This window comes from Bacteroides sp. 3_1_13 (assembly GCF_001185845.1).
In the GTDB taxonomy this organism is placed as follows: domain Bacteria; phylum Bacteroidota; class Bacteroidia; order Bacteroidales; family Bacteroidaceae; genus Bacteroides; species Bacteroides xylanisolvens.
Map to the genome: position 1 here is coordinate 2114764 of NZ_KQ236955.1, position 21493 is coordinate 2136256.

Annotated in this window: 19 protein-coding genes; 10 read left to right on the forward strand and 9 right to left on the reverse strand. The window is 41.9% G+C overall.

Going from position 1 to position 21493, the window contains the following annotated elements:
* Window positions 1-138: 138 nt before the first annotated feature.
* From HMPREF9009_RS07555 to HMPREF9009_RS07565, 3 genes are all read right to left on the reverse strand, one after another.
* Entirely contained in the window at window positions 139-2052 is a 1914-nt protein-coding gene (locus HMPREF9009_RS07555) for a TlpA family protein disulfide reductase (RefSeq protein ID WP_049701819.1), read from the reverse strand.
* Between the two features lie 191 nt (window positions 2053-2243).
* Complete coding sequence (locus HMPREF9009_RS07560; RefSeq protein WP_049701820.1) at window positions 2244-4061, reverse strand: M56 family metallopeptidase; 1818 nt, start codon at window positions 4059-4061, stop codon at window positions 2244-2246.
* Window positions 4062-4079: 18 nt separating this feature from the next.
* Window positions 4080-4445: a BlaI/MecI/CopY family transcriptional regulator gene (locus tag HMPREF9009_RS07565; protein ID WP_004305524.1), complete on the reverse strand. Its 366-nt coding sequence runs from the start codon at window positions 4443-4445 to the stop codon at window positions 4080-4082.
* Between the two features lie 398 nt (window positions 4446-4843).
* Between HMPREF9009_RS07565 and HMPREF9009_RS07570 the strand changes: the two genes are divergently transcribed.
* The gene (locus HMPREF9009_RS07570; protein ID WP_004314733.1) at window positions 4844-5413 is read left to right on the forward strand and encodes a porin family protein; all 570 of its coding nucleotides are present in this window, start codon (window positions 4844-4846) and stop codon (window positions 5411-5413) included.
* A 154-nt stretch (window positions 5414-5567) separates the two neighbouring features.
* Here the strand turns inward: HMPREF9009_RS07570 and HMPREF9009_RS07575 are convergent, their stop codons facing one another.
* The 5 genes from HMPREF9009_RS07575 to mdh form a co-directional block, all read right to left on the reverse strand.
* Entirely contained in the window at window positions 5568-6827 is a 1260-nt protein-coding gene (locus HMPREF9009_RS07575) for an ABC transporter permease (RefSeq protein WP_049701821.1), read from the reverse strand.
* Window positions 6828-8009, reverse strand: a complete 1182-nt coding sequence (locus tag HMPREF9009_RS07580) for an ABC transporter permease (protein WP_049701822.1) — start codon at window positions 8007-8009, stop codon at window positions 6828-6830.
* A 2-nt stretch (window positions 8010-8011) separates the two neighbouring features.
* Window positions 8012-9004: an HlyD family secretion protein gene (locus HMPREF9009_RS07585; RefSeq protein ID WP_004315462.1), complete on the reverse strand. Its 993-nt coding sequence runs from the start codon at window positions 9002-9004 to the stop codon at window positions 8012-8014.
* A 106-nt stretch (window positions 9005-9110) separates the two neighbouring features.
* The gene (locus HMPREF9009_RS07590; RefSeq protein WP_049702296.1) at window positions 9111-10574 is read right to left on the reverse strand and encodes a TolC family protein; all 1464 of its coding nucleotides are present in this window, start codon (window positions 10572-10574) and stop codon (window positions 9111-9113) included.
* 269 nt (window positions 10575-10843) lie between these two features.
* On the reverse strand, window positions 10844-11785 hold the full coding sequence (mdh, locus tag HMPREF9009_RS07595; protein ID WP_004297234.1) for a malate dehydrogenase: 942 nt from the start codon (window positions 11783-11785) through the stop codon (window positions 10844-10846).
* Between the two features lie 123 nt (window positions 11786-11908).
* Here mdh and HMPREF9009_RS25905 point away from each other — a divergent pair, with 123 nt between their 5' ends.
* On the forward strand, window positions 11909-12112 hold the full coding sequence (locus HMPREF9009_RS25905; RefSeq protein ID WP_008020480.1) for a hypothetical protein: 204 nt from the start codon (window positions 11909-11911) through the stop codon (window positions 12110-12112).
* A gap of 558 nt (window positions 12113-12670) precedes the next feature.
* Window positions 12671-13543, forward strand: a complete 873-nt coding sequence (locus tag HMPREF9009_RS07605; protein WP_008776712.1) for a hypothetical protein — start codon at window positions 12671-12673, stop codon at window positions 13541-13543.
* 634 nt (window positions 13544-14177) lie between these two features.
* On the opposite strand, the gene HMPREF9009_RS07610 is transcribed toward HMPREF9009_RS07605, so the two are convergent.
* On the reverse strand, window positions 14178-15047 hold the full coding sequence (locus HMPREF9009_RS07610) for an NAD kinase (protein ID WP_008020482.1): 870 nt from the start codon (window positions 15045-15047) through the stop codon (window positions 14178-14180).
* A gap of 148 nt (window positions 15048-15195) precedes the next feature.
* Here HMPREF9009_RS07610 and HMPREF9009_RS07615 point away from each other — a divergent pair, with 148 nt between their 5' ends.
* The 7 genes from HMPREF9009_RS07615 to recG are packed head-to-tail and all read left to right on the forward strand — an operon-like array spanning window position 15196 to window position 21313.
* The gene (locus HMPREF9009_RS07615; RefSeq protein WP_004307837.1) at window positions 15196-15912 is read left to right on the forward strand and encodes a pyridoxine 5'-phosphate synthase; all 717 of its coding nucleotides are present in this window, start codon (window positions 15196-15198) and stop codon (window positions 15910-15912) included.
* On the forward strand, window positions 15909-16628 hold the full coding sequence (locus HMPREF9009_RS07620; RefSeq protein ID WP_008020483.1) for a MotA/TolQ/ExbB proton channel family protein: 720 nt from the start codon (window positions 15909-15911) through the stop codon (window positions 16626-16628). Before HMPREF9009_RS07615 ends, HMPREF9009_RS07620 begins: the two co-directional genes overlap by 4 nt.
* A gap of 46 nt (window positions 16629-16674) precedes the next feature.
* A complete protein-coding gene (locus HMPREF9009_RS07625; RefSeq protein WP_004305499.1) occupies window positions 16675-17091 on the forward strand; it encodes an ExbD/TolR family protein in 417 nt (138 codons plus the stop codon).
* Between the two features lie 6 nt (window positions 17092-17097).
* Window positions 17098-17970 carry a cell envelope integrity protein TolA gene (locus HMPREF9009_RS07630; RefSeq protein ID WP_015532306.1) on the forward strand — a complete coding sequence of 291 codons (873 nt, stop codon included), beginning with the start codon at window positions 17098-17100 and terminating at the stop codon, window positions 17968-17970.
* A 27-nt stretch (window positions 17971-17997) separates the two neighbouring features.
* Window positions 17998-18549 (forward strand): DJ-1 family glyoxalase III, encoded by a 552-nt coding sequence (locus tag HMPREF9009_RS07635; protein WP_008020485.1) that lies wholly within the window; start codon window positions 17998-18000, stop codon window positions 18547-18549.
* A gap of 7 nt (window positions 18550-18556) precedes the next feature.
* On the forward strand, window positions 18557-19216 hold the full coding sequence (locus tag HMPREF9009_RS07640; RefSeq protein ID WP_049701823.1) for a 2-C-methyl-D-erythritol 4-phosphate cytidylyltransferase: 660 nt from the start codon (window positions 18557-18559) through the stop codon (window positions 19214-19216).
* On the forward strand, window positions 19217-21313 hold the full coding sequence (gene recG / locus HMPREF9009_RS07645) for an ATP-dependent DNA helicase RecG (RefSeq protein ID WP_049701824.1): 2097 nt from the start codon (window positions 19217-19219) through the stop codon (window positions 21311-21313).
* Window positions 21314-21493: the final 180 nt, after the last annotated feature.

The following is a 21493-nucleotide window of genomic DNA, read 5'->3' on the forward strand; positions in this document are numbered from 1 at the left end:
ATACTTATGTAGCAATTGTTGTTGGCGGATTTTCCTCTACAAGATAGTGACGCTATCCGATAGAAATAGTGACGGTATCATTATCATATACCGTCACTATCCTAAGCATATACCGTCACTATCTTTTTAACGTTCGAGTTACTTATTCAAAGCTTTCATAAGCTCTTTTTTCATGGTGTCTACTCCGGGAAATCCAGTTTGCTTGAAAGTAATATTACCCTCCGGATCAACAATAAAATAAGTGGGAACTCCCCGGATATTGAAGCTGGACATCAGAAAACTCCATTGTTCATTTGTCACACGGAAATGCTCACCATGAATGTCGGTAATCATATTTTCCCAAGTGCCTTTGGGTGAAGTTTCGCCTGTGATGTAGAGGTAGATAATATCCTTGTCTTTTAATTCCTCTTTCATTGGAGTAATGGCTTTATTGGCTGTGCGACAAGGGCCACACCAAGTTGCCCAAAAATCGACTAACAACGTGTGTCCGCGGAATTTAGAGATAATGGATGGGAATAAGTCCTCATTGGAGACTTGTCCCGTCTCGTTTACAGTGAAGCCTGTCTTTCTTTTGTTTAATTCAATTTTCTTTATTATTTCTTTGTTCGTTTGAGTAAGCATCTCTGCGTATGCCGGGGAAGAAAAAGTTTTTAGTTCGGCATTCTGCTCTGCTGTTAACGGGGTAAAATCCTTTATGGATTGATACAGTTTATTAAATTTAATGTTATCGAATAAGGGTCCCTGTCCCGTTCCCAGTGTCTCTTTAAGTACATCTAAAGAATTTGGCAGAAAACTTATCAAGTATATTGTTGATGCGTAATATTTACCGTATAGCGCTTTCAGAGTGTTGATAGAAGTGAACTCTTTCAATATGTCATAGTATCCTGTAGGAATGTCAATGCGGGTATTGTAGAAATAGTCGTCAGTCTGTTCTTTATTCAGTTTATTAACAGCGATATATGCTGATTTTAGTTCTCTCTCCGTCATGGCGATTTTACCAGTCGCTGCCAGATCTACCTGAATATTTAATAGCTCTTTACACGCATTGCTGTATGGGGATTGTGCAATTTCTTTTCGAATGTATGGAAGACGCTCCAATACATAAGCCTTGTATTCATCTGCGCTTTTCCCGGCAATGTCGTTATACATATCCATGTAATAAACTCTTTTCAACACAATATCTATATCTACGGAAGCTAATTCTTGTTGCAGACTAGCCAGATAACCATTAAAGTATACAGGTTCTCCATACGTTTTATCCTTTTTTTGCAGATGCGCCTGTCTACGGCATAGTTCCTTTGTATTGATGATGAGCGATGTCTCTTCGTTGGGAGCTATCAGACACTCGATCCAGCCAAAAGGAAGTTCTAATGCTACACTTGTAACGGACGCTACTTTGACCTCCGCCTGAAAAGTGCCGTCTTCTTTGATCTTTATGATATTCTGTTCGTTGTGGACATTCAATGCAGGACTTTCTATATGCATCTTCATTTGTTGCATCATCTCTTTTTGATAGTCCAGTATTTTTCCTTTAAGTGTAGCAGTCCCATAAACCAACTTTGGAGTAGGCAATATCGCTTTCTTATTTATTTTGTGTACGACTGCTTCTTTGGGAAGTTTTTGTTTATAGAATGTATCTTTGTCTAATTGTATTCCCCATATCTTATAGGCCCCGTCGAAGTCTCCTTCCGAGAAATCCAGACTGGTTACATTTTCAGGTATTGGGGGAAATAAGAGTTGAAACTCCGCTTCTCCCGATTCCGGCATCCAGAATTCCTTATCCAATGTGATTCCAACTCCCTTTCGGATGGGATAAAGCATTCCATTATTATCTTTCAGAAAACTGCCCGTTGCTATTTTAATCCAGTATTTCGGACGATAAAAAGCCTTTATATACACTGTTGTCACGGTATCACTCATGACAATTTTATCAATCTCAATACTATTGGAGCTCCATGCTAGAAAAGGAGGCCGCTCGATAACTCTGTCTTTGGCTTGTATGGTGCAGATTGTGCAGAATATTAAACCGATAATCCATGCGAATCTTTTCATGTGAATAATGTTTTATTACACGAACAAATATAAGGATCTTTTTATAACTATCCTTGTAAAAAACGGAAAAAGAAATGACTTTTTTCAGCACCGGGGAAAGATACGTCCGGCACCGGGGAGGAGAGGGTTCCCCACCGATGAACGCCCCGTTCCTCACCGATGAGGAAAGGGAGCGGTATCGGGGAAGTTATTTATTGTAACCGGAACGTGATAGGGAGGGTATACTTAACAGGGACAGCCTGTCCTTTTTGCATTCCCGGTTCCCATTTAGGCATGTTTCCCACTACACGGATGGCTTCTGCATCCAGTGACGGAGATACGCTACGTAATACTTTTACGTTTGACAAACTACCGTCTGTTCCGATAATCATTTGTATGATTACCCTGCCTTGTTCTTTGTTTTTTTGAGCAATGACAGGATATTTGATACTTCTAGCAAGATAACGCATCAACCCGGCTTGTCCCTCCGGGAATTTGGGCATTGTTTCTACTACAGTGAAAGCCTGATCTGTGTTTTCTCCTTTCACACCTACTGCACCGGGAGTTGAATCTTCCTGTGGACCGTATCCCACTACAACTACTTCGTCCAGATCAGACTGTTTGATCTCTTCCGCCTTGGGTAGTTCTGGATCGGATAGTCTGAAAGCAACGGGAACTGTAAATCTTACATTTACTGCTTCCCCTCTTTGTTTGCCAGGTTGCCATTTAGGCATGGCAGCAATGACACGCATGGCTTCTTTGTCGAGATACGGATTGACACTTCGTTCTACTTTTGTGTCAGCTATACTTCCGTCCTTTTTAACAGTAAAGCTTACAATTACACGTCCTTGTGCACCGATTGCATGTGCTTCAGCCGGATATTTGACATTTTTAGACAAGTAATCCATCAATGCCTTCATCCCTCCCGGAAAATCCGGCATTTCTTCTACAACCTGAAAGACAACTGAATCCGGTACACTCTTGATTTGTGTTTCCGTTACTTCCTTTCCTTTTGTACCTTGCGGAAGGCTGATTTCTTGAATTTCTCTTGTAGAAAGTTCGGGAATATTTGTGGTTTCAGCTTGCATGGCAACTTCTTCCGTTACTTGTCCCATCATTTCTTTTGCAAATTTTTCAGTAGTACGTGCTACCATTTCGATGTTACTGACAATCATCAAGATGCCAGCTAAGGGAAGAAACATCAGATATTTGGTTCTTCCTATTTCTTTCGTTCTTCGTTTATTCATCATTTTAATACGATTTTTGAGTGGTAAAACATTGAAACTATTTGATAAATTTGCTGCAGCCTTGTGATGTGCCAGTCCCAATAAGTGGTACTGGTATGATTTACTATCATGTCCCGTTTCTAATACACGATGGTCTGCCATGTATTCGAGGTTTCCTCTGACCTCCCGTTTCATTAACCAGATAAATGGGTTGAACCAGCAGAATATACACATTATTTCGCTGAAAAGCACATCCACCGAGTGGTATTGTCGGGCATGGGTCTCTTCATGCGTAATGATTTCACTGATTTCAGATTCCGTATGTGATTGCGGGTGTATGAATATCCAGTGGAAGAAAGAAAAAGGACCTGTTTCTTTTTTTAATAGATGTACGCGTACTCCTTGTATATTGCTTTTTGAGCATTGGAAATGCAATCGGATGATGCTACCCAGTTGTACGAAGAAACGTGCGGTAAGTAATAACATTCCGCTCCAATAAATAATTTTAGCGAACTGCGTGATAACCTCTTGCCAATTTATGACAGTCGCTTGTGTAGGAGTCACAACTTGCTCCGGAAGCAGGATGGTTGCATAAAGATCTGCCATTGCCACCATTGGTTCGTGAGCTTTTATCCATCCCTGAATATTCAGTAAAGGATAAAGCATGGAGATGGCAAAGAAACATAGCAAAGCCATCCTACGCCAATGGAAGAAGGTGTCTTTATGGAAAAACAACCGATAGAATGCATAGAACAGAGCTATCGCTACATTTATCTTTAGAAAATAAGCTAGTTCCGGAGTCATGGTGATGAATGTTTTCTATTAATTTTCTTTTCCTTTTTCAATGAGTTCGATAATATCTTTGAGATCATCGGTCGAAATTTTCTGGTCTTTGGCAAAGAAAGAAACCATTTCTTTGTAAGAGTTCTCAAAGTAGTTACGAACTACGCCACTCATAAAATGGCGTTTATATTCATTTTCGCGAATGGCAGGAGTATATTGGTAGGTATTACCCACACGTTTCGGTGTGACATATCCTTTCCGCTCGAGGTTCTTTACGATAGATGCTACTGTGGTATAAGGAGGTGCCGGTTGCGTATACTTTGCAACAATGTCTTTTACGAAACAGCATTGTAACTCCCAAATGTAGATCATTACTTCTTCTTCTTGTATAGTTAACTTTTCCATGGAGATGTTGTTTAATTACGAATACTTCGCAAATCTACGAATATTTCGTAAACAAGCAATAGCTAGTCGGTTAATAATTGTAAATGTATAAATCTTGCAAGAATATTTTAATTGCATTGTTATTCGGAAATTATTTAAGCATAAAAAAAGACCGGATGAACATTATTTTTTTCTATATAGTCACTCTTTAATAACCTTTATGCAAAAAATAGACTATCAAGGATTTTTTTATATAAAATAAATGAAATATATTTGCGGCTACAAAACATACGTTAAATACGGAAGGGTGTGTTTCAATACTTTAATCGGTTGCGAATAATTCCCCACACTTCAAACAGAACTATTAACTAACAATGCCAACCAAAGGGAAGAGGAAGGCAAACTAAAAAATGAATGATATGAAAAAAGGTTTGATTTTTGTGCTATTTGCACTTGTTTCTATCGTTTCTTATTCTCAGATTTCTTGGAATGCCAAAGTTGGTATGAACATGAGTAACTTTACTGGGGATATGGATACTGACATGAGGATTGGATTCAATGTAGGCGTTGGCATGGAATATCAGTTCTCTGATATGTGGTCTATTCAACCTTCGTTGATGTTCACTCAAAAAGGTGCTAAACAGGATGAAGTGAAAATGAATCCAATGTATTTGGAGATTCCGGTATTGGCTGCTGCAAGATTTGCAATTGCTGATAACCAGAATATTGTAGTGAAAGCTGGTCCTTATTTTGCATTTGGTATTGCTGGTAAGTGTAAAATTGGTGATGAAAAAATTGATTTCTTTGGTGACGGTGATGATCAATTTGGAGCAAAAAGATTTGATGCAGGTCTCGGTGTAGGCGTTGCTTATGAAATTAATAAATTCTTTATTGACTTATCAGGAGAATTTGGTTTGGCTAAATTGGCTGATGGTGACGGTGCACCGAAGAACATGAACTTCTCTATTGGCGTAGGTTACAAGTTCTAAACTTATTATACTCTCTTTATAATATCTCTAAAATCCCTCGTTCTATACTCTCTTGGAACGGGGGATTTTTTTATATCCTTATTAATAAAAAGAAAAACGGCATATCCCATTGAAAGGATACACCGTTAATTCTCTCTCTTGTAATTCTTACTCATTAATCACTTATCTGCTTGGATAAGTTTGCTTTCTCTTTTAATTCTTTGTATCGCTCTATTGCATGTTTGCGGCTCATTAGTATTTGCCAGCGGTATACCCAACAGGTGGTAAGGAAATAAATGCCGGCTTGCAACCATAAAGCCTTATATTCAAAAGCTACTTCACTAAGAGTAGCTCCCATATTATTGATTTTTACAAAGCCGTTAATTCCAAAGGTAGAGGGGAAGATGTAAGATACATACTTCCAAAACGGGGGAATAGCTGCTCCCGGCCAAGAGATTCCGGAAATAAATAACAAGGGGACTGACGTGAATACAAAAATCAGCATACACGTTTCCCGGTTGCGAATGGCAATAGAAGCTGTCATCGCAAAGAAAATACAAGCCGCAAGATAGGGGACAACGAATAATATTAATGAACTGGGTTGCCCAATTTGGTTGAGGCTAAATAATCTTGGTACCACATAAAGTACGTAGAAAGCTACCAATATATAAACCAGGAAATAACTCAAGCCTTTTCCTAATACAATTCGCAGCGTTCCGTTGTAATGGCGGTTAATAGGCACGAGATCCTTAAACCTGTTATTTTCACGAGCTGTACCTGCAGCGAGACCGATGCCGAGTAATAATGTTTGTTGGATAATCAATACCAATACTGCAGGAATTAGGAAAGCGGCGAATCCGGCAGTCGGGTTGAAAATGGAAATCTCTTCATATTCGATCGGATAAGCGGTGATTTCATCCTGCCGGTCGGTTGTATTTCCACTGCGTGCAATCTTGATGTCCTTATTCATATTCAGAGAAACCGCTGTGTTGGCAAGAAGCATCGATTTATAATACAACAATCCGCTCATGTCGCAATAGATGCTCACTTGTGTCTGTTTTCCTTTGGCAATATTGTCACTAAAATCCGAAGGGATATAAATGATACCGTATGCACGCCGGTTTTTCAGCATTTGTTTAGCTTCTTCCATATCGGCACAGTAGGAGACGATTTGAATATCGGGTGTAGCATCTACCTTGCGGAGATATTCGCGGCTAAGAGATGAATGTGAATCATCTACAACAACAGCAGGAACTTCACGCACTACTTCGTTATCATAGATGAAACTATATAGCAACGGATAACCTAACGGGACGAGTATAAAGAATATCAGTACCCCCTGGTCGCGGAAAGTTGTCTGAAACTCCCGTTTCCAGATATAAAACAGGTCATTGATGCCTTGAGCTATCTTATCTTTTAATTTTATATCTTTCATTTAGGGTATATATTTATAGTAAACCAATGCTTCCTTCAGGCGGTGAACCACGAAGAAGGGGAGCATCATAAATATTAATAGTGCCATATAGTTGGTCCATGAGTAAGCCATACTATATCCGTTGAGCGCCTGATCCACGTAAATAAGGAAATAGTGCCGCAAAGGAAATAGATTGCTCAAAGCCTGTAAAACAGGATGCATAGCCATGACCGGGAATGAAAAACCGGAAATGGAGAACGATATGACTCCCCACAGGGAAGCAAAACTTAATCCGAGTCGTAGAGTCGGCAGGGTTCCTATCATGACAATACCACAACATTGGGATGCCAGTACAAGACAAAGCGTGGCAAATATCATCGGAAATATACCGCTGTTGCAAGGAAAATGCAGGAATCCATACAGGTATACGTTATAAAATATACCCATGATGAAAAAGACTACAGTGTGGGGAAGCAACTTCCCGGCCAATGCAATATAAATGGAGTTGTTACTCATTCGTAACCATTCGCGAGCCGTACGATCTTTGATTTCTACACCGATTGAATAGACAGTTACCATAAATATTAATAGCATGAGTACTCCCGGTATCAGTGTATTGCATAAGTATACCGAATAGTTCAGCCACGGATTATTCAGTGGGTGTGTATCGATAACAATCGGTTGCAGATATGCCATAGCCTGATCCTCTGTTGCACCTTTGGCATATAACATAGTCCTTGCAGCAGCTCCCGAAGTGAGTTCTCCCATCATTTTCATGTCTCTGAACAATAGGGAGCCTGCAATCAGGTAGGAGTAATTGGTGTAGAAGGAGATTGTCGGTTGTCGTTGGCTCTGTGCCTCTGCCGATAAACCTTTGGGAAGGTAGAAGAATCCGTAGATTTTTCCCTCTTGCATGGCAATGCGTGCATCTGTCACATTACTGTAATGAGCTACAACCCCTGTCTGTGAAAAAGCATCCAGGTTGCGGACAATATTGCGGGAGGTGGACGAATCATCCATGTCTACCACTCCTGCAGGAAGATCCTTGGGAAGTCCCGAATCCATTAAGGTGGTGAAGAATATATAGCAAAACAGTGGGGCAATGACCATACAGAAGAGGTAGAGCGGGCGTGAAACCAACCGCCGGCACTCTCTTTGCATGACCTGCCACAGGGCTATATATTTCTTTTCTCTCTCTCTCATGATTACTTGTCAATGATGACAGACATACCCGGACGGAGGTTTTCCACTTTCTCTATCGGAGAAGCTTTCACTTCGAATGTTTTCAGGTCGAATTGTCCGGTTGTTTTGGTTGCTTTCCAAGCGGCATAAGTCCCTAAGTCTTTCAGATAATATACTTTGAGTTTGATCTTTTTATTATCCAGAGCAGGAATGACTGCTTCGAATTCCGAACCCATTGTCAGATTTTTGAGCAGATCCTCGCGTACGTTGAATGTTACCCACATATCGTTGAGCTCGGCGATATTCATGATAGGAGCACCAGTACCTACCAATTCGCCTACCTTCGGGAAAATCTCTGAAACTTCTCCGGCAGCCGGAGCTATGAGATAAGTCTCCTTTATGTACGATTCTACTTCGGCAACAGCACCTTTTGCCCGGTTTACCAAAGCTTCCGCGGCCATCTTGTCTTCACGTTCCGCTCCGTTCTTTGCCATAGTATATTGCGCTTTGGCTGCTTTCTCTGTAGCAATGCTTGCATCCCGTTGCGCAGTGACTTCATCCAATTTCTGTGCAGGCATTACTCCCTGCTCATAGAGGTTCTTTACACGTTGATATGATTTTTCGGCAATGGTGACGCCTGCTTGGGCTTTTTGCCACATTTCGTATGCTGCCTGGATTTGTTCCTCACGCGCGCCTTTGATTGCTTTTGCGTTTTGTGCCTGTGCGGCAGCTTCGGCAGCACGTGCCTGTTCCATTTTTGCCACTACGTCAGGAGCTTCCAAAATAGCCAGCGTATCTCCGGCATTGACACTTTGTCCTTCTTTCACGCGAAATTCCAATATACGTCCCGGAACTTTGCTCGAAACGCGATACTCGGTAACTTCAGCCTGTCCCTGTATGATTTCAGGACCTTTGCGAAGCATGAAGAAGCCAACGACTGCAACGATTGCAATAACTCCCAGTAGAGTAAGGAATGCAAGCAGCATATTGCTGTTTTGTGATTTTATAGGTGCCATATGATTTATGAATTATGAATTATGATTTATGTTTTATGGATTGTGAGTTGGTTAGGGATTGGGTTGTTTCTGATTGGGTTCTTTACTTTATTTTTCTGCTTTTTATTTATTTCAGTGTTCCCAGAGATTTCTTCAGATAGATTTCTGTTAACTTCACATCTATTTGTGCGTCAATCTTTTCTGAATGAGCGGACAGCCATGCCGTTTGTGCTTCAAGAACATTACTGGTGGCAATCACTCCCTCTTTAAAACCAAGCGTTGCATAGCGCAGATTCTCTTCCGCTTTTTCCATGTTTTTGGAAGACATAACCAGTTTCTTACCTGCTTCTTTTACCTTGAAAGCGGCTTGATTGACTTGCAACTCTATTTTTTCGCGTGCGTCCTGAAGCTGGTATTGTGCAATGCGGGCTTCGGCTTTTGCCGCTCTCGTTTTATAAATACCTTCTCCCCAGTGCCATATAGGTATCTGTACCATCACTCCCACATTCCACATGCCTTTGAATTTGTTTTCAAAGCTGTTGAAGACAGAAGGGTTGGTTACCATATAATTCCCCATCAATGCGATAGAAGGAAGATGTTCGGCACGGGTTACGTTTACTTTCTGTTTATAAATCTGTGTCGCTAATTCGAGACTACGTATTTCCGGACGATTCTCATAAGCGGTAGATAAATCGAAATGAGGGTCTGTTGTCAGTAATGGAATATCTTCCATATTTTCATCTGCTAGCGTGATGGGGGAGCTAAGATCAATACCGCATAGTTGGCACAGCAACATTCGGGCAAGGCTCAATCCATCTTCCACTTTGGTGAGTGTCATTTCTGCTTCATTCACCTTGACGCGTACAGACAAGCCATCCGCTTTGGTGGCTACTCCTTCATTAATCATTTTTTTCACATCACCGTCCAGCTGTTGCAAGAGCTTTAAATAACCTTCCGCCAACTTCTTCTTATTAACCAGCGAAATAACTTGCCAATAAGCCTGGTCTGTACTCATGATTACTTCCTGCATGCCACCGTGGTGTTGTTCTTGAGCCAACTCTTCGGCATACTTTGTTATTTTGTTGTACGCCCGGATTTTTCCACCCATATATAAAGGCTGTGTCAATGTAAGAGCACCTGCATAGACATTCCTGGTGTCTGTGCGGAGCGCATCCACTAAAGAGTTTCCCGCTTGGTCGAGAGCAGGCAGAGCCGCTCCTAGTTTTCCGCTTAAGGAAGCAATAAGTGGTTTTAATTCAGGATGTGCTGTTGCAATCTCGGTTGCAGCCTGTTGGATAGGGCCTGCCAGATTAGTTCCTAGTCCTGAAAGCGCAGCTTTCTGGTCGTTGTTTAATAATGAAAACTCTTTCTGGTTTCTCATGTAAGCTCCGGTTGCCGAGAAATTGGGAAGATAATTCGTAAATGCAGCTTTCCGTTGATAATGGGCAGCATTTATCTTCTCATTGCTTATCAACAAATCTTTGTTGTTGGCAAGAGCTAATGCGCGGCAACTATCCAGACTTAGAAAGTTCTGCGCTTTTCCTATGAAAGTGAGACTTAGCAGAATTGTCAGAAGAAATACTTTTTTCATCGCATCTTGCATATTAATAAGGTGATACTTCTATATTTAATAACCCGGTTCTTATGTAATTTGTTTATTGAAGTAGTCTGTTTTTTTGAACTTGTTTACTTAAACAATAATTGCATAAACAACGATGCAAATGTATGAGCTTTACTTGAAAGTGCAAAATGAATTAGCTTTTTTTAAAATATAGTGGGGTAGGATTCTGTAGAAAAGAAAGAAGGCTGTTCCTCGTAGTGAAGAACAGCCTTTCTTGATATATAAAGTAAGGGGATTAATTACAGAGCACCTACTTCTTTCAAAGCAGCGTTCGTTCCGTGAACAGCTTTTGCGCTAGCTGCGAACTTAGCTTTTTCGTCTTCGTTCAGGTTCAGTTCAACGATCTTTTCGATACCGTTCTTGCCAAGGATTACAGGAACGCCGATGCAAAGATCTGATTCACCATATTCACCTTCCAATAATACAGAACAAGGAACCATCTTCTTTTGGTCATGAAGGATAGATTCAACTACGAATGCTCCTGCTGCACCTGGTGCATACCATGCAGAAGTACCCAGCAATTTAGTCAGTGTAGCACCACCTACCATTGTAGCAGCGGCTACTTCTTCCAGTTTTTCGGCAGAGATGAAGTTGGCTACAGGCATACCTTTGTAAGTAGCGAAACGAGTCAAAGGAATCATAGTAGTATCACCGTGACCACCGATAACCATACCTTCTACTTCGTTAGCGTTGCAACCGATAGCTTGAGACAAGAAATATTTGAAACGAGAGCTATCCAAAGCACCACCCATACCGATCACACGGTTTTTCGGCAAGCCCAAAGCTTTCAATGCCAAATAAGTCATTGTATCCATCGGGTTAGAGATAACAACGATGATAGCGTTAGGAGAATATTTCAACAGGTTTTCTGCTACCGATTTAACGATACCAGCGTTCACACCAATCAGCTCTTCACGAGTCATACCCGGTTTACGAGGAATACCTGAAGTAATCACAACAACGTCAGAGTTAGCGGTTTGAGCATAGTCGTTAGTGCAGCCTACCAATGTAGTGTCGAAACCCAGCAATTGAGCTGTCTGCATCATATCCATTGCTTTACCTTCTGAAACGCCTTCTTTAACGTCCAGCATTACTACTTCGTCTGCTACTTCATTAAAAGCAAGTACATTTGCACATGTAGCACCTACGTTACCTGCGCCTACTACGGTTACTTTTGACATAATACTATATATTTAAAAAGTTGATAATTTGTTTTATCTTTTAGCGCGACAAAATTACAACGATAATCCTGATTAAAGAAATTTTTCCGTAATAATTTTAGTTAAAGGTCTAAGTTCTACGGAATGGATGGCTATCATGAAAAAAAAGTGGTCGAACAAGCCGTTGGCAAGCGTGGAAGAGAAGCGGAGAATAAACAACGAAAACGATACAAAAACGAGGGTGTTCGGAGAGGGGGGTACAAAGCGCTGAAACGCCCGCCAGTAAAGGGGAAAAACCCAATGAAAACCAGTAGAGTAGAGAAGAGTAAAGTAAAGAAGAGTAAGTAAAAGTATTATTTCTGTTATAAACAATAGCAATAATACTGGGCAGAGAAGATGGCTTTGGCTGCTGCCGTTGTCGGTTTGGATCACTTCGTCGGTGTCGTTTCTGTTCTCGTGTCCCTCATGAACTGTTCGTCCGGCAGATGACCGCCTTTTGTCTGGTAGGTTATTGATGCTCGCCCGGTGGGTAACGGACATTCACACGGTAGATAACATACGTTTGTACGTTAGGTGAATTCTATATTATTTCTCGGGCTACCGCTTCACTAAAAAATAATTTCAATACTTGTTTGCTAAAGTACCATTTGCTTCAAAACTAGTACGTAAACAAGGTAAAAGTCGCAAATAAGGATACTTCGATCAGGTAATGTCAGTGGCCGCTTAGGATCATAAAGGAGAATCAGTCGGGGTACTTTGCGTCTGTCGGTTCGGCCTGGTTGACTGGTTAATAAATTAAAATTGCATAGATTAGTCGGGAGTTTTTCAAAAACTCTCACTTTTTATACTTGACTTCTGTTGCGAAATGATTACTTTTGCGCACGTTATCAATTCACAACTGAAACTATGAGTAAAAAAAGCCTTCTTATTGCGGCCGTGGCTATCTTGGTGATAGCTATTATTGGTATTACTTATTTATTGTTTACCGAAAAAAAAGCTAATCGGGAGTTAGTGCAGGAATTCCAATTGGATAAGGAAGATCTGGAAAACGAATATAGTCGTTTTGTGCAAGAATATGATGAATTGAAGTTTAAGGTTACTAATGACTCATTAGGAGTATTGTTAGAACAGGAACAGTTAAAGACCCAACGTCTATTAGAAGAACTTCGTACTGTGAAGAGTTCGAATGCAACAGAGATTCGTCGTTTAAAGAAAGAATTGGCTACTTTACGTAAAGTAATGGTTGGTTATATTAATCAGATTGATTCACTAAATAAACTGGCTGCACAGCAGAAACAGGTCATTGCAGAAGTAACACAAAAATATAATCAGGCTTCACAACAAATCAGTAACCTTTCCGAAGAAAAGAAAAATCTGGATAAGAAGGTGACGTTAGCCGCACAACTCGATGCAACTAATATTCGTATCGAACCACGCAATAAACGCGGTAAAGTGGCGAAGAAGGTGAAAGATGTGGTGAAATTGGCTATCAGTTTCACGGTCGTGAAGAATATAACTGCTGAAAACGGTGAACGTACCATTTATATACGTATTACCAAACCCGATAATGATGTACTGACCAAGAGTGCATCCAATACTTTCCCTTATGAAAACCGTACATTGGTTTATTCAATTAAGAAGTATATTGAGTATAACGGAGAAGAACAGAATATCAATGTGTTTTGGGATGTAGAAGAGTTTCTATATGCCGGAAATTACCGGGTAGATATTTTTGAAGGCGGGAACCTGATTGGTTCGCAGTCGTTTACATTAAATTAATATCGGGGTATTATTTTTCTCTATCGATATTTTATTTTTCTTCTATATTAACTAACCCGATGGTCTGTTTTTAATATTTCTTCGGGTAACAGCTGTTCTTTTATGGATGAACTGGGGAAAGAACTGCATAAATAATTGCAATAATATACAGAAAATAGGGTGAATGTAGCATGAATTTGCATACAATATGCGGCTTTTTAATCGTAGAAGCCTTCGTTGGATTAAAATCAACGAACTGTCCCTCACCGAGGAACTTATCCTTCCTCGGTGAGGGACAGTTCGTTTCTCGGTGAGGAAGTCATATGGGAATGATTGGAAGCAGTTTTTCTCTCTAGTTTGTATGCGAATAAAGATAAGGAGAAATTGATAAAATGAAGGACTGTTGTCTATAAAAGAATGATTTGCAAATGCAATCAGTATAATTTTAATCTTATTGAGTAAATATAGGGGGAAATCATGTTAATCTGATTTCTGAAGATAGTAAATCCCGGCCCTTTTTCTCTTTAGTTGGAATCTATACCCAATTTGTTGCATCCCCAACAACTTGAATGTCCCTTTTTTTAGAAGTTCTATTTTTAAGTACCGTATAGTTGAATCGGGTGGTGAGGAATAACGGTTGCATAATGTGAACTGTTTACCGTCTTCCGTCAGCTCCCCACATCATCTTGCTGCGGAGTGTATCGAAAAAAATGTGATTAAAACGTTTCACTACCTTTATGCTGTAATCTGCCCGACGGATGGTTAGTTGAGTCGTTTCTTTGCAAGTCTCGCTCCTCCCGTCGATGGCGACGAGGAAGTTGTGACTTCTGCTTTCTACATCTAATGTAATCTCCCAGTCATCCCGAATAACGATAGGGCGGACGTTGAGACTATGTGGAGCCACCGGAGTGATGGCAATAGTGTTGGAATGAGGGACGATGATCGGGCCTCCTACACTCAAAGAGTAGGCTGTGGAACCTGTTGGAGTGGCAATTACTAACCCGTCAGCTTGATAAGTATTCAGATATGCGCCATTAATAGCTGTCCGGATACTAATCATTGAGGAGCTGTCTCGTTTGAGAATAGCTATTTCGTTGAGGGCATAAGGAGAATCTTGGAGATGTTTGTCGTTGCAGATCAACTGAAGTACGCTCCGTTCCTCCACACTATATCTGCCGTTTTGGATTTCATCAAATGTTTCCTCCATTTCCTCCGGCGAAATATCTGCCAGAAATCCTAAACGTCCTGTGTTAATTCCCAAAATAGGAATCCCTTTTCTTCCTACGCGGCGGGCAGCTTTCAGAAATGTTCCGTCGCCTCCGATGCTGATTACCATATCGGCAGTAAAATCATCACCATCAAATAATTGATCTGCTTTAATATCCATATTTTCAGAAACTAGGAATTGATAAAATTCCCTGCACATACCAATCTTTGCTCCCTGTTTCTTTAAAAGTTTAAACAAGGTGACAGCATGAGAGGACTTTTTAGCCTGATAAGTATTTCCGAAAATGGCGAATTTCATAAGCAACATCATTAGTTCAGGATGCAAATTTGGCATTTTTTCTTGGATTTCTACTTTAAATAACCAAAAAAGAACCCATAATGCGTTTCGTATTATTAGGCAACTAATAATAATATTTGTATTTTTGCGGCAAATATAACGTAGAACTATGACTAAATTAAGTGTAAACATAAACAAGATTGCCACACTAAGGAATGCTCGCGGAGGAAATGTCCCCGATGTAGTAAAGGTAGCGCTTGATTGTGAATCTTTTGGTGCAGACGGTATCACTGTTCATCCTCGTCCCGATGAACGCCACATTCGTCGTTCAGATGTATATGATTTGCGCCCTTTGTTGCGCACGGAATTTAATATCGAAGGTTATCCCGCTCCGGAATTTATTGACCTGGTGTTGAAAGTCAAACCGCATCAGGTAACTCTGGTTCCCGACGATCCTTCACAGATTACTTCTAATTCCGGTTGGGACACCAAAGCAAATCTGGAATTCCTGACTGAAGTGCTTGATCAGTTTAACAGCGCCGGTATTCGTACTTCTGTTTTTGTGGCAGCCGATCCTGAAATGGTGGAATATGCAGCAAAAGCGGGAGCGGATCGTGTCGAACTGTATACCGAACCATACGCAACGAACTATCCGAAGAATCCGGAAGCTGCCATCGCTCCTTTTATCGAAGCCGCGAAGACTGCCCGTAAACTGGGTATCGGATTGAACGCCGGACACGACTTGAGTCTGGTTAATTTAAATTATTTCTATAAAAACATTCCTTGGGTGGATGAAGTCTCCATCGGACATGCGTTGATTAGCGATGCATTGTATCTGGGACTCGAACGTACCATTCAGGAATATAAAAACTGTCTACGCTCATGAATGCAATGATCTTGTTAGCCCAAGGGGCTATGAATATGGCCGACTCGCTGGCTACTGCCAACCCCGTATTGACGGAGGTGAACGCTCCTGAAATGAACATGCTTGATATGGCTATCAAGGGTGGATGGATTATGATTGTGCTGGGTGTATTGTCGGTTGTCTGTTTCTATATCCTGTTTGAACGTAACTACATGATTCGTAAGGCAGGAAAAGAGGACCCGATGTTTATGGAGCGGATTAAAGACTATATTCATAGCGGTGAGATCAAAGCGGCTATTAACTATTGCCGTACGATAAACACCCCTTCGGCACGTATGATAGAAAAAGGGATCAGCCGTTTAGGACGTCCTATTAACGATGTACAGGTAGCTATTGAGAATGTAGGTAATATTGAAGTGGCAAAGCTGGAAAAAGGATTGACTGTAATGGCAACTATTTCTGGAGGTGCTCCGATGCTTGGATTCCTCGGTACGGTGACCGGTATGGTGCGTGCATTCTACGAAATGGCGAATGCCGGAAGCGGAAACATTGATATCACTTTACTTTCCGGTGGTATCTATGAAGCTATGATTACTACGGTCGGTGGTCTGATTGTCGGTATCATTGCTATGTTTGCCTACAATTATCTGGTGATGCTGGTAGACCGTGTGGTAAATAAAATGGAATCTCGTACAATGGAGTTCATGGACTTGCTGAACGAGCCGGCTGGAAAGTGAATCGATATGCCAACCTATTAATCACTAACCCTTAATCACTAACAAAGTGGGATTAAAAAGAAGAAATAGAGTATCGCCCAATTTCAGCATGGCTTCCATGACGGACGTCATCTTCCTGTTGCTGATATTCTTTATGATAACCTCTACGGTGGTGTCGCCCAATGCTATCAAAGTCTTGTTGCCGCAAGGCAAGCAGCAGACTTCGGCCAAACCGCTGACAAGAGTGGTTATCGATAAAGACTTGAATTTCTATGCCGCTTTCGGCAATGAAAAAGAGCAGCCGGTGGCGCTGAACGACCTGACTTCATTCTTGCAGAGTTGCGCAGAGAAGGAGCCGGAAATGTACGTGGCATTGTATGCGGATGAATCGGTACCTTACCGTGAGATCGTAAGGGTATTGAACATTGCAAACGAGAATCATTTTAAGATGGTGCTGGCTACACGCCCGCCTGAAAACAAATAAGAAACAATGGACAGAAGAAAAAAGGGTGAATACATAGGAGCGCTGGGTGCACTGTTGGTGCATGTGGCAGTGATTGCTCTTTTGATTCTGGTGAGCTTTACTGTCCCTCAACCGGATGAAGATGCAGGCGGAGTGCCTGTAATGATGGGAAATGTAGACGCAGCAAGTGGCTTCGATGATCCCTCTCTGGTAGACGTGGATATCATGGATGAAGATGCGGCAGCACCCGCGGAAACAGCACCGGAACTTCCTTCGGAACAGGATTTATTGACGCAGACTGAAGAGGAAACAGTAACTCTGAAACCTAAGACGGAAGAACCGAAAAAAGAAACGGTGAAACCTAAAGAGGTGGTCAAGCCGAAAGAACCGGTGAAGAAGCCCGAAAAAACGGAAGCCGAAAAAGCTGCGGAAGCGAAACGGCTGGCAGAAGAAAAAGCGGAACGTGAACGTAAGGCTGCCGAAGAAGCTGCCAGAAAGAGGGTGTCCGGTGCGTTTGGAAAGGGAGCGCAAATGACAGGAAATAAAGGAACAGCGGCTAGTGGCACGGGAACCGAAGGTAGCAAGGAGGGAAATTCTTCTACCGGAGCGAAGACCGGAACCGGAGGTTATGGAACATTTGACCTTGGCGGACGTTCTTTAGGTACGGGCAGTTTGCCGAAGCCTGTATATAATGTGCAGGAAGAAGGACGTGTAGTGGTGAATATCACCGTGAATCCTGCAGGGCAAGTGATATCGACCAGTATTAGCCCTCAAACGAATACGGTAAATTCCGCTTTGCGTAAGGCGGCGGAGGATGCAGCGAAGAAAGCCCGTTTTAATACGATAGATGGGGTGAATAACCAGACAGGGACAATCACCTATTATTTTAACTTGAGATAGTATCATTAACCAAATATATAAAGGATTATGGGAACTGTATACGCTTTTTTTGCAGATGGTTTTGAAGAAATTGAAGCCTTTACTGCTATTGACACGTTGAGACGTGCCGGACTTAATGTAGAAATCGTATCCGTTACGCCGGATGAAATTGTAGTGGGAGCACATGACGTATCCGTCCTTTGCGATATCAACTTCGAGAATTGCGATTTCTTCGATGCTGAACTGCTGCTGTTGCCGGGAGGAATGCCGGGAGCTGCCACACTTGACAAGCACGAAGGGTTGCGTAAATTGATTCTTGATTTTGCCGCAAAAGGTAAACCTATTGCGGCCATTTGTGCTGCTCCGATGGTATTGGGTAAACTGGGACTGCTGAAAGGAAAGAAGGCTACCTGTTATCCGAGTTTTGAACAATATCTGGATGGTGCAGAATGTGTAAATGAACCTGTCGTACGTGATGGAAACATCATTACCGGTATGGGACCGGGTGCTGCCATGGAATTTGCTTTGACAATCGTTGACCTGTTGGTAGGTAAAGAAAAAGTAGACGAACTGGTAGAAGCGATGTGTGTTAAACGCTAAACCGTCCATGAAGAAATATGTAATCATTGTCGCCGGTGGAAAGGGCTTGCGAATGGGAAGTGACCTCCCGAAACAATTCCTTCCCATGGGTGATAAACCTGTGTTGATGCATACCCTGGAAGTATTCAGGAGATATGACGAAACACTTCAAATCATAGTAGTGCTTCCACGGGAACAGCAGGACTTTTGGAAGCAACTTTGCCAAAAACACAGCTTTGCGGTGGAACATACCCTTGCCGATGGAGGCGAAACACGTTTTTACTCTGTAAAGAACGGTCTGGCACTGGTGCAGGAGCCGGGACTGGTAGGGGTGCATGATGGCGTACGTCCGTTTGTGTCGGTAGAGGTGATTCGCCGTTGTTATGACTTGGCAAAAGTGCAGAAAGCAGTGATCCCTGTGGTGGATGTGGTAGAGACACTTCGCCATCTGACAAATGCCGGAAGTGAAACGGTCAGCCGGAATGATTACAAGCTGGTGCAAACACCGCAGGTATTTGATGTAGAGTTGTTGAAACAAGCATATACACAAGAATTTACTTCCTTCTTTACAGATGACGCTTCCGTTGTTGAAGCAATGGGAATACCTGTGTATCTGGCGGAAGGTAACCGTGAAAATATAAAAATAACGACTCCTTTCGATTTAAAAGTAGGGAGTGCTCTTTTATAAATGTTCGATTTAGCCACACGCGACATAAAATTCATCTCCGGTGTAGGCCCTCAAAAAGCCGCTGTATTAAATAAGGAGTTGGAAATCTACTCCTTGCACGATTTAATTTATTATTTCCCTTATAAATATATTGACCGGAGCCGCATCTATTACATTCACGAAATAGATGGCAATATGCCGTATATCCAGTTGAAAGGAGAAATTCTCGGTTTCGAAACCATTGGCGAAGGACGTCAACGTCGTTTGACGGCGCACTTTTCGGATGGTACGGGAGTCGTGGATTTGGTGTGGTTTCAAGGCATTAAGTATATCTTAGGCAAGTATAAGTTGCACGAAGAATATATCATCTTCGGTAAACCGACTGTTTTCAACGGACGTATCAATGTGGCGCATCCCGATGTAGACAAGCCGGAAGATTTGAAACTTTCTTCGGTGGGATTGCAACCTTATTATAATACGACGGAGAAGATGAAGCGCAGTTTCCTCAACTCTCACGCGATTGAGAAGATGATGGCAACGGTGATTCAACAAATACAGGAGCCTCTGCCTGAAACACTTTCTTCCAAATTGCTGGCGGAATATCATCTGATGCCTTTGACGGAAGCTCTCCGGAATATCCACTTTCCGACCAATCCCGATGTGCTTCGCAGGGCGCAATATCGCCTTAAGTTCGAAGAGCTGTTTTATGTTCAACTGAATATCCTCCGCTATGCCAAAGACAGACAAAAAAGATATCGTGGATATATCTTTGAGAAAGTGGGAGATGTGTTCAATACATTTTATACAAAGAATCTTCCTTTTCAACTGACAGGTGCACAGAAGCGGGTATTGAAGGAAATACGGAACGATGTCGGCAGTGGCAGGCAGATGAATCGCCTCTTGCAGGGAGATGTAGGAAGCGGGAAAACACTGGTTGCTTTGATGAGTATGCTGTTGGCGTTGGATAACGGTTATCAGGCTTGCATGATGGCGCCCACCGAAATCTTGGCAAACCAGCATTATGAAACGATCAAAGAACTGCTCTTTGGCATGGATATCCGTGTCGAACTGCTGACAGGCTCTATTAAAGGCAAAAGGCGGGAAGCGATTCTGACCGGATTGCTGACCGGAGATGTGAATATATTAATAGGAACGCATGCCGTTATTGAAGATACTGTCAATTTCTCTTCTTTAGGCTTCGTTGTTATCGACGAACAGCATCGCTTTGGCGTGGCACAACGCGCCCGTCTTTGGAGTAAGAATGTTCAACCTCCGCATGTGCTCGTGATGACTGCTACCCCGATCCCACGCACTTTGGCAATGACATTGTATGGTGATTTGGACGTATCTATTATCGACGAGCTTCCACCCGGAAGAAAACCGATTACTACCATCCACCAATTTGATAACCGCCGGGAAAGTATGTACCGTTCGGTGCGCAAACAAATTGAAGAAGGACGCCAGGTCTATATTGTTTATCCGCTGATTAAAGAAAGCGAAAAGATTGATTTGAAGAATCTTGAAGAAGGATATCAACATATTCTGGAAGAGTTTCCGAAATGTACGGTTTGTAAAGTGCATGGCAAAATGAAACCAGCCGAGAAGGATGAGCAAATGCAGCTTTTTGTTTCGGGCAAAGCGCAGATCATGGTGGCTACTACCGTCATTGAAGTCGGAGTGAACGTCCCGAATGCTTCGGTGATGATTATTGAAAATGCAGAACGTTTCGGGCTTTCGCAGTTGCATCAGTTGCGTGGCCGGGTAGGACGTGGAGCGGAACAGTCTTATTGTATTCTGGTGACGAATTACAAGTTGACGGAGGATACCCGGAAACGATTGGAAATCATGGTGCGCACCAATGATGGCTTTGAAATAGCAGAAGCCGATTTGAAATTGCGTGGTCCCGGTGATCTTGAAGGTACACAGCAAAGCGGTATCGCTTTCGATTTGAAGATCGCGGATATTGTCCGCGACGGTCAACTGTTGCAATACGTTCGTGCTATAGCTGAAAGTATTGTAGAACAAGACCCTGCAGCACAAAGTCCGGAGAACGAAATCTTATGGCGACAGCTTAAAGCCTTACGGAAAACGAATGTTAACTGGGCTGCCATAAGCTGAAAAACGGTTAAACATGCAGTTTATTTGCGCAAATGTGTTGCAAAACATATTTCGGCTCTATTCTCCCTATTTATAGGAGTTTAACGACCTGATTCCTCTTCCTTTTCGTTCTAAGCATCTGAAAAATAGTTAATAACTTCCTTGCCATTTCGTAGGAAAACACTATCTTTGGAAGAATTT

Excerpts from the sequence above, each read along its gene's own strand:
- HMPREF9009_RS07590 (WP_049702296.1), bottom strand. The coding sequence starts at position 10,574 with ATGAAAAAAGTATTTCTTCTGACAATTCTGCTAAGTCTCACTTTCATA.
- HMPREF9009_RS07610 (WP_008020482.1), bottom strand. The coding sequence starts at position 15,047 with ATGAAATTCGCCATTTTCGGAAATACTTATCAGGCTAAAAAGTCCTCT.
- HMPREF9009_RS07555 (WP_049701819.1), bottom strand. The coding sequence starts at position 2,052 with ATGAAAAGATTCGCATGGATTATCGGTTTAATATTCTGCACAATCTGC.
- HMPREF9009_RS07630 (WP_015532306.1), top strand. The coding sequence starts at position 17,098 with ATGGACAGAAGAAAAAAGGGTGAATACATAGGAGCGCTGGGTGCACTG.
- HMPREF9009_RS07565 (WP_004305524.1), bottom strand. The coding sequence starts at position 4,445 with ATGGAAAAGTTAACTATACAAGAAGAAGAAGTAATGATCTACATTTGG.
- HMPREF9009_RS07615 (WP_004307837.1), top strand. The coding sequence starts at position 15,196 with ATGACTAAATTAAGTGTAAACATAAACAAGATTGCCACACTAAGGAAT.
- HMPREF9009_RS07560 (WP_049701820.1), bottom strand. The coding sequence starts at position 4,061 with ATGACTCCGGAACTAGCTTATTTTCTAAAGATAAATGTAGCGATAGCT.
- HMPREF9009_RS07580 (WP_049701822.1), bottom strand. The coding sequence starts at position 8,009 with ATGAGAGAGAGAGAAAAGAAATATATAGCCCTGTGGCAGGTCATGCAA.
- mdh (WP_004297234.1), bottom strand. The coding sequence starts at position 11,785 with ATGTCAAAAGTAACCGTAGTAGGCGCAGGTAACGTAGGTGCTACATGT.
- HMPREF9009_RS07640 (WP_049701823.1), top strand. The coding sequence starts at position 18,557 with ATGAAGAAATATGTAATCATTGTCGCCGGTGGAAAGGGCTTGCGAATG.
- HMPREF9009_RS07575 (WP_049701821.1), bottom strand. The coding sequence starts at position 6,827 with ATGAAAGATATAAAATTAAAAGATAAGATAGCTCAAGGCATCAATGAC.
- HMPREF9009_RS07620 (WP_008020483.1), top strand. The coding sequence starts at position 15,909 with ATGAATGCAATGATCTTGTTAGCCCAAGGGGCTATGAATATGGCCGAC.
- HMPREF9009_RS07585 (WP_004315462.1), bottom strand. The coding sequence starts at position 9,004 with ATGGCACCTATAAAATCACAAAACAGCAATATGCTGCTTGCATTCCTT.
- HMPREF9009_RS25905 (WP_008020480.1), top strand. The coding sequence starts at position 11,909 with ATGGATGGCTATCATGAAAAAAAAGTGGTCGAACAAGCCGTTGGCAAG.
- HMPREF9009_RS07570 (WP_004314733.1), top strand. The coding sequence starts at position 4,844 with ATGAAAAAAGGTTTGATTTTTGTGCTATTTGCACTTGTTTCTATCGTT.
- recG (WP_049701824.1), top strand. The coding sequence starts at position 19,217 with ATGTTCGATTTAGCCACACGCGACATAAAATTCATCTCCGGTGTAGGC.
- HMPREF9009_RS07605 (WP_008776712.1), top strand. The coding sequence starts at position 12,671 with ATGAGTAAAAAAAGCCTTCTTATTGCGGCCGTGGCTATCTTGGTGATA.
- HMPREF9009_RS07635 (WP_008020485.1), top strand. The coding sequence starts at position 17,998 with ATGGGAACTGTATACGCTTTTTTTGCAGATGGTTTTGAAGAAATTGAA.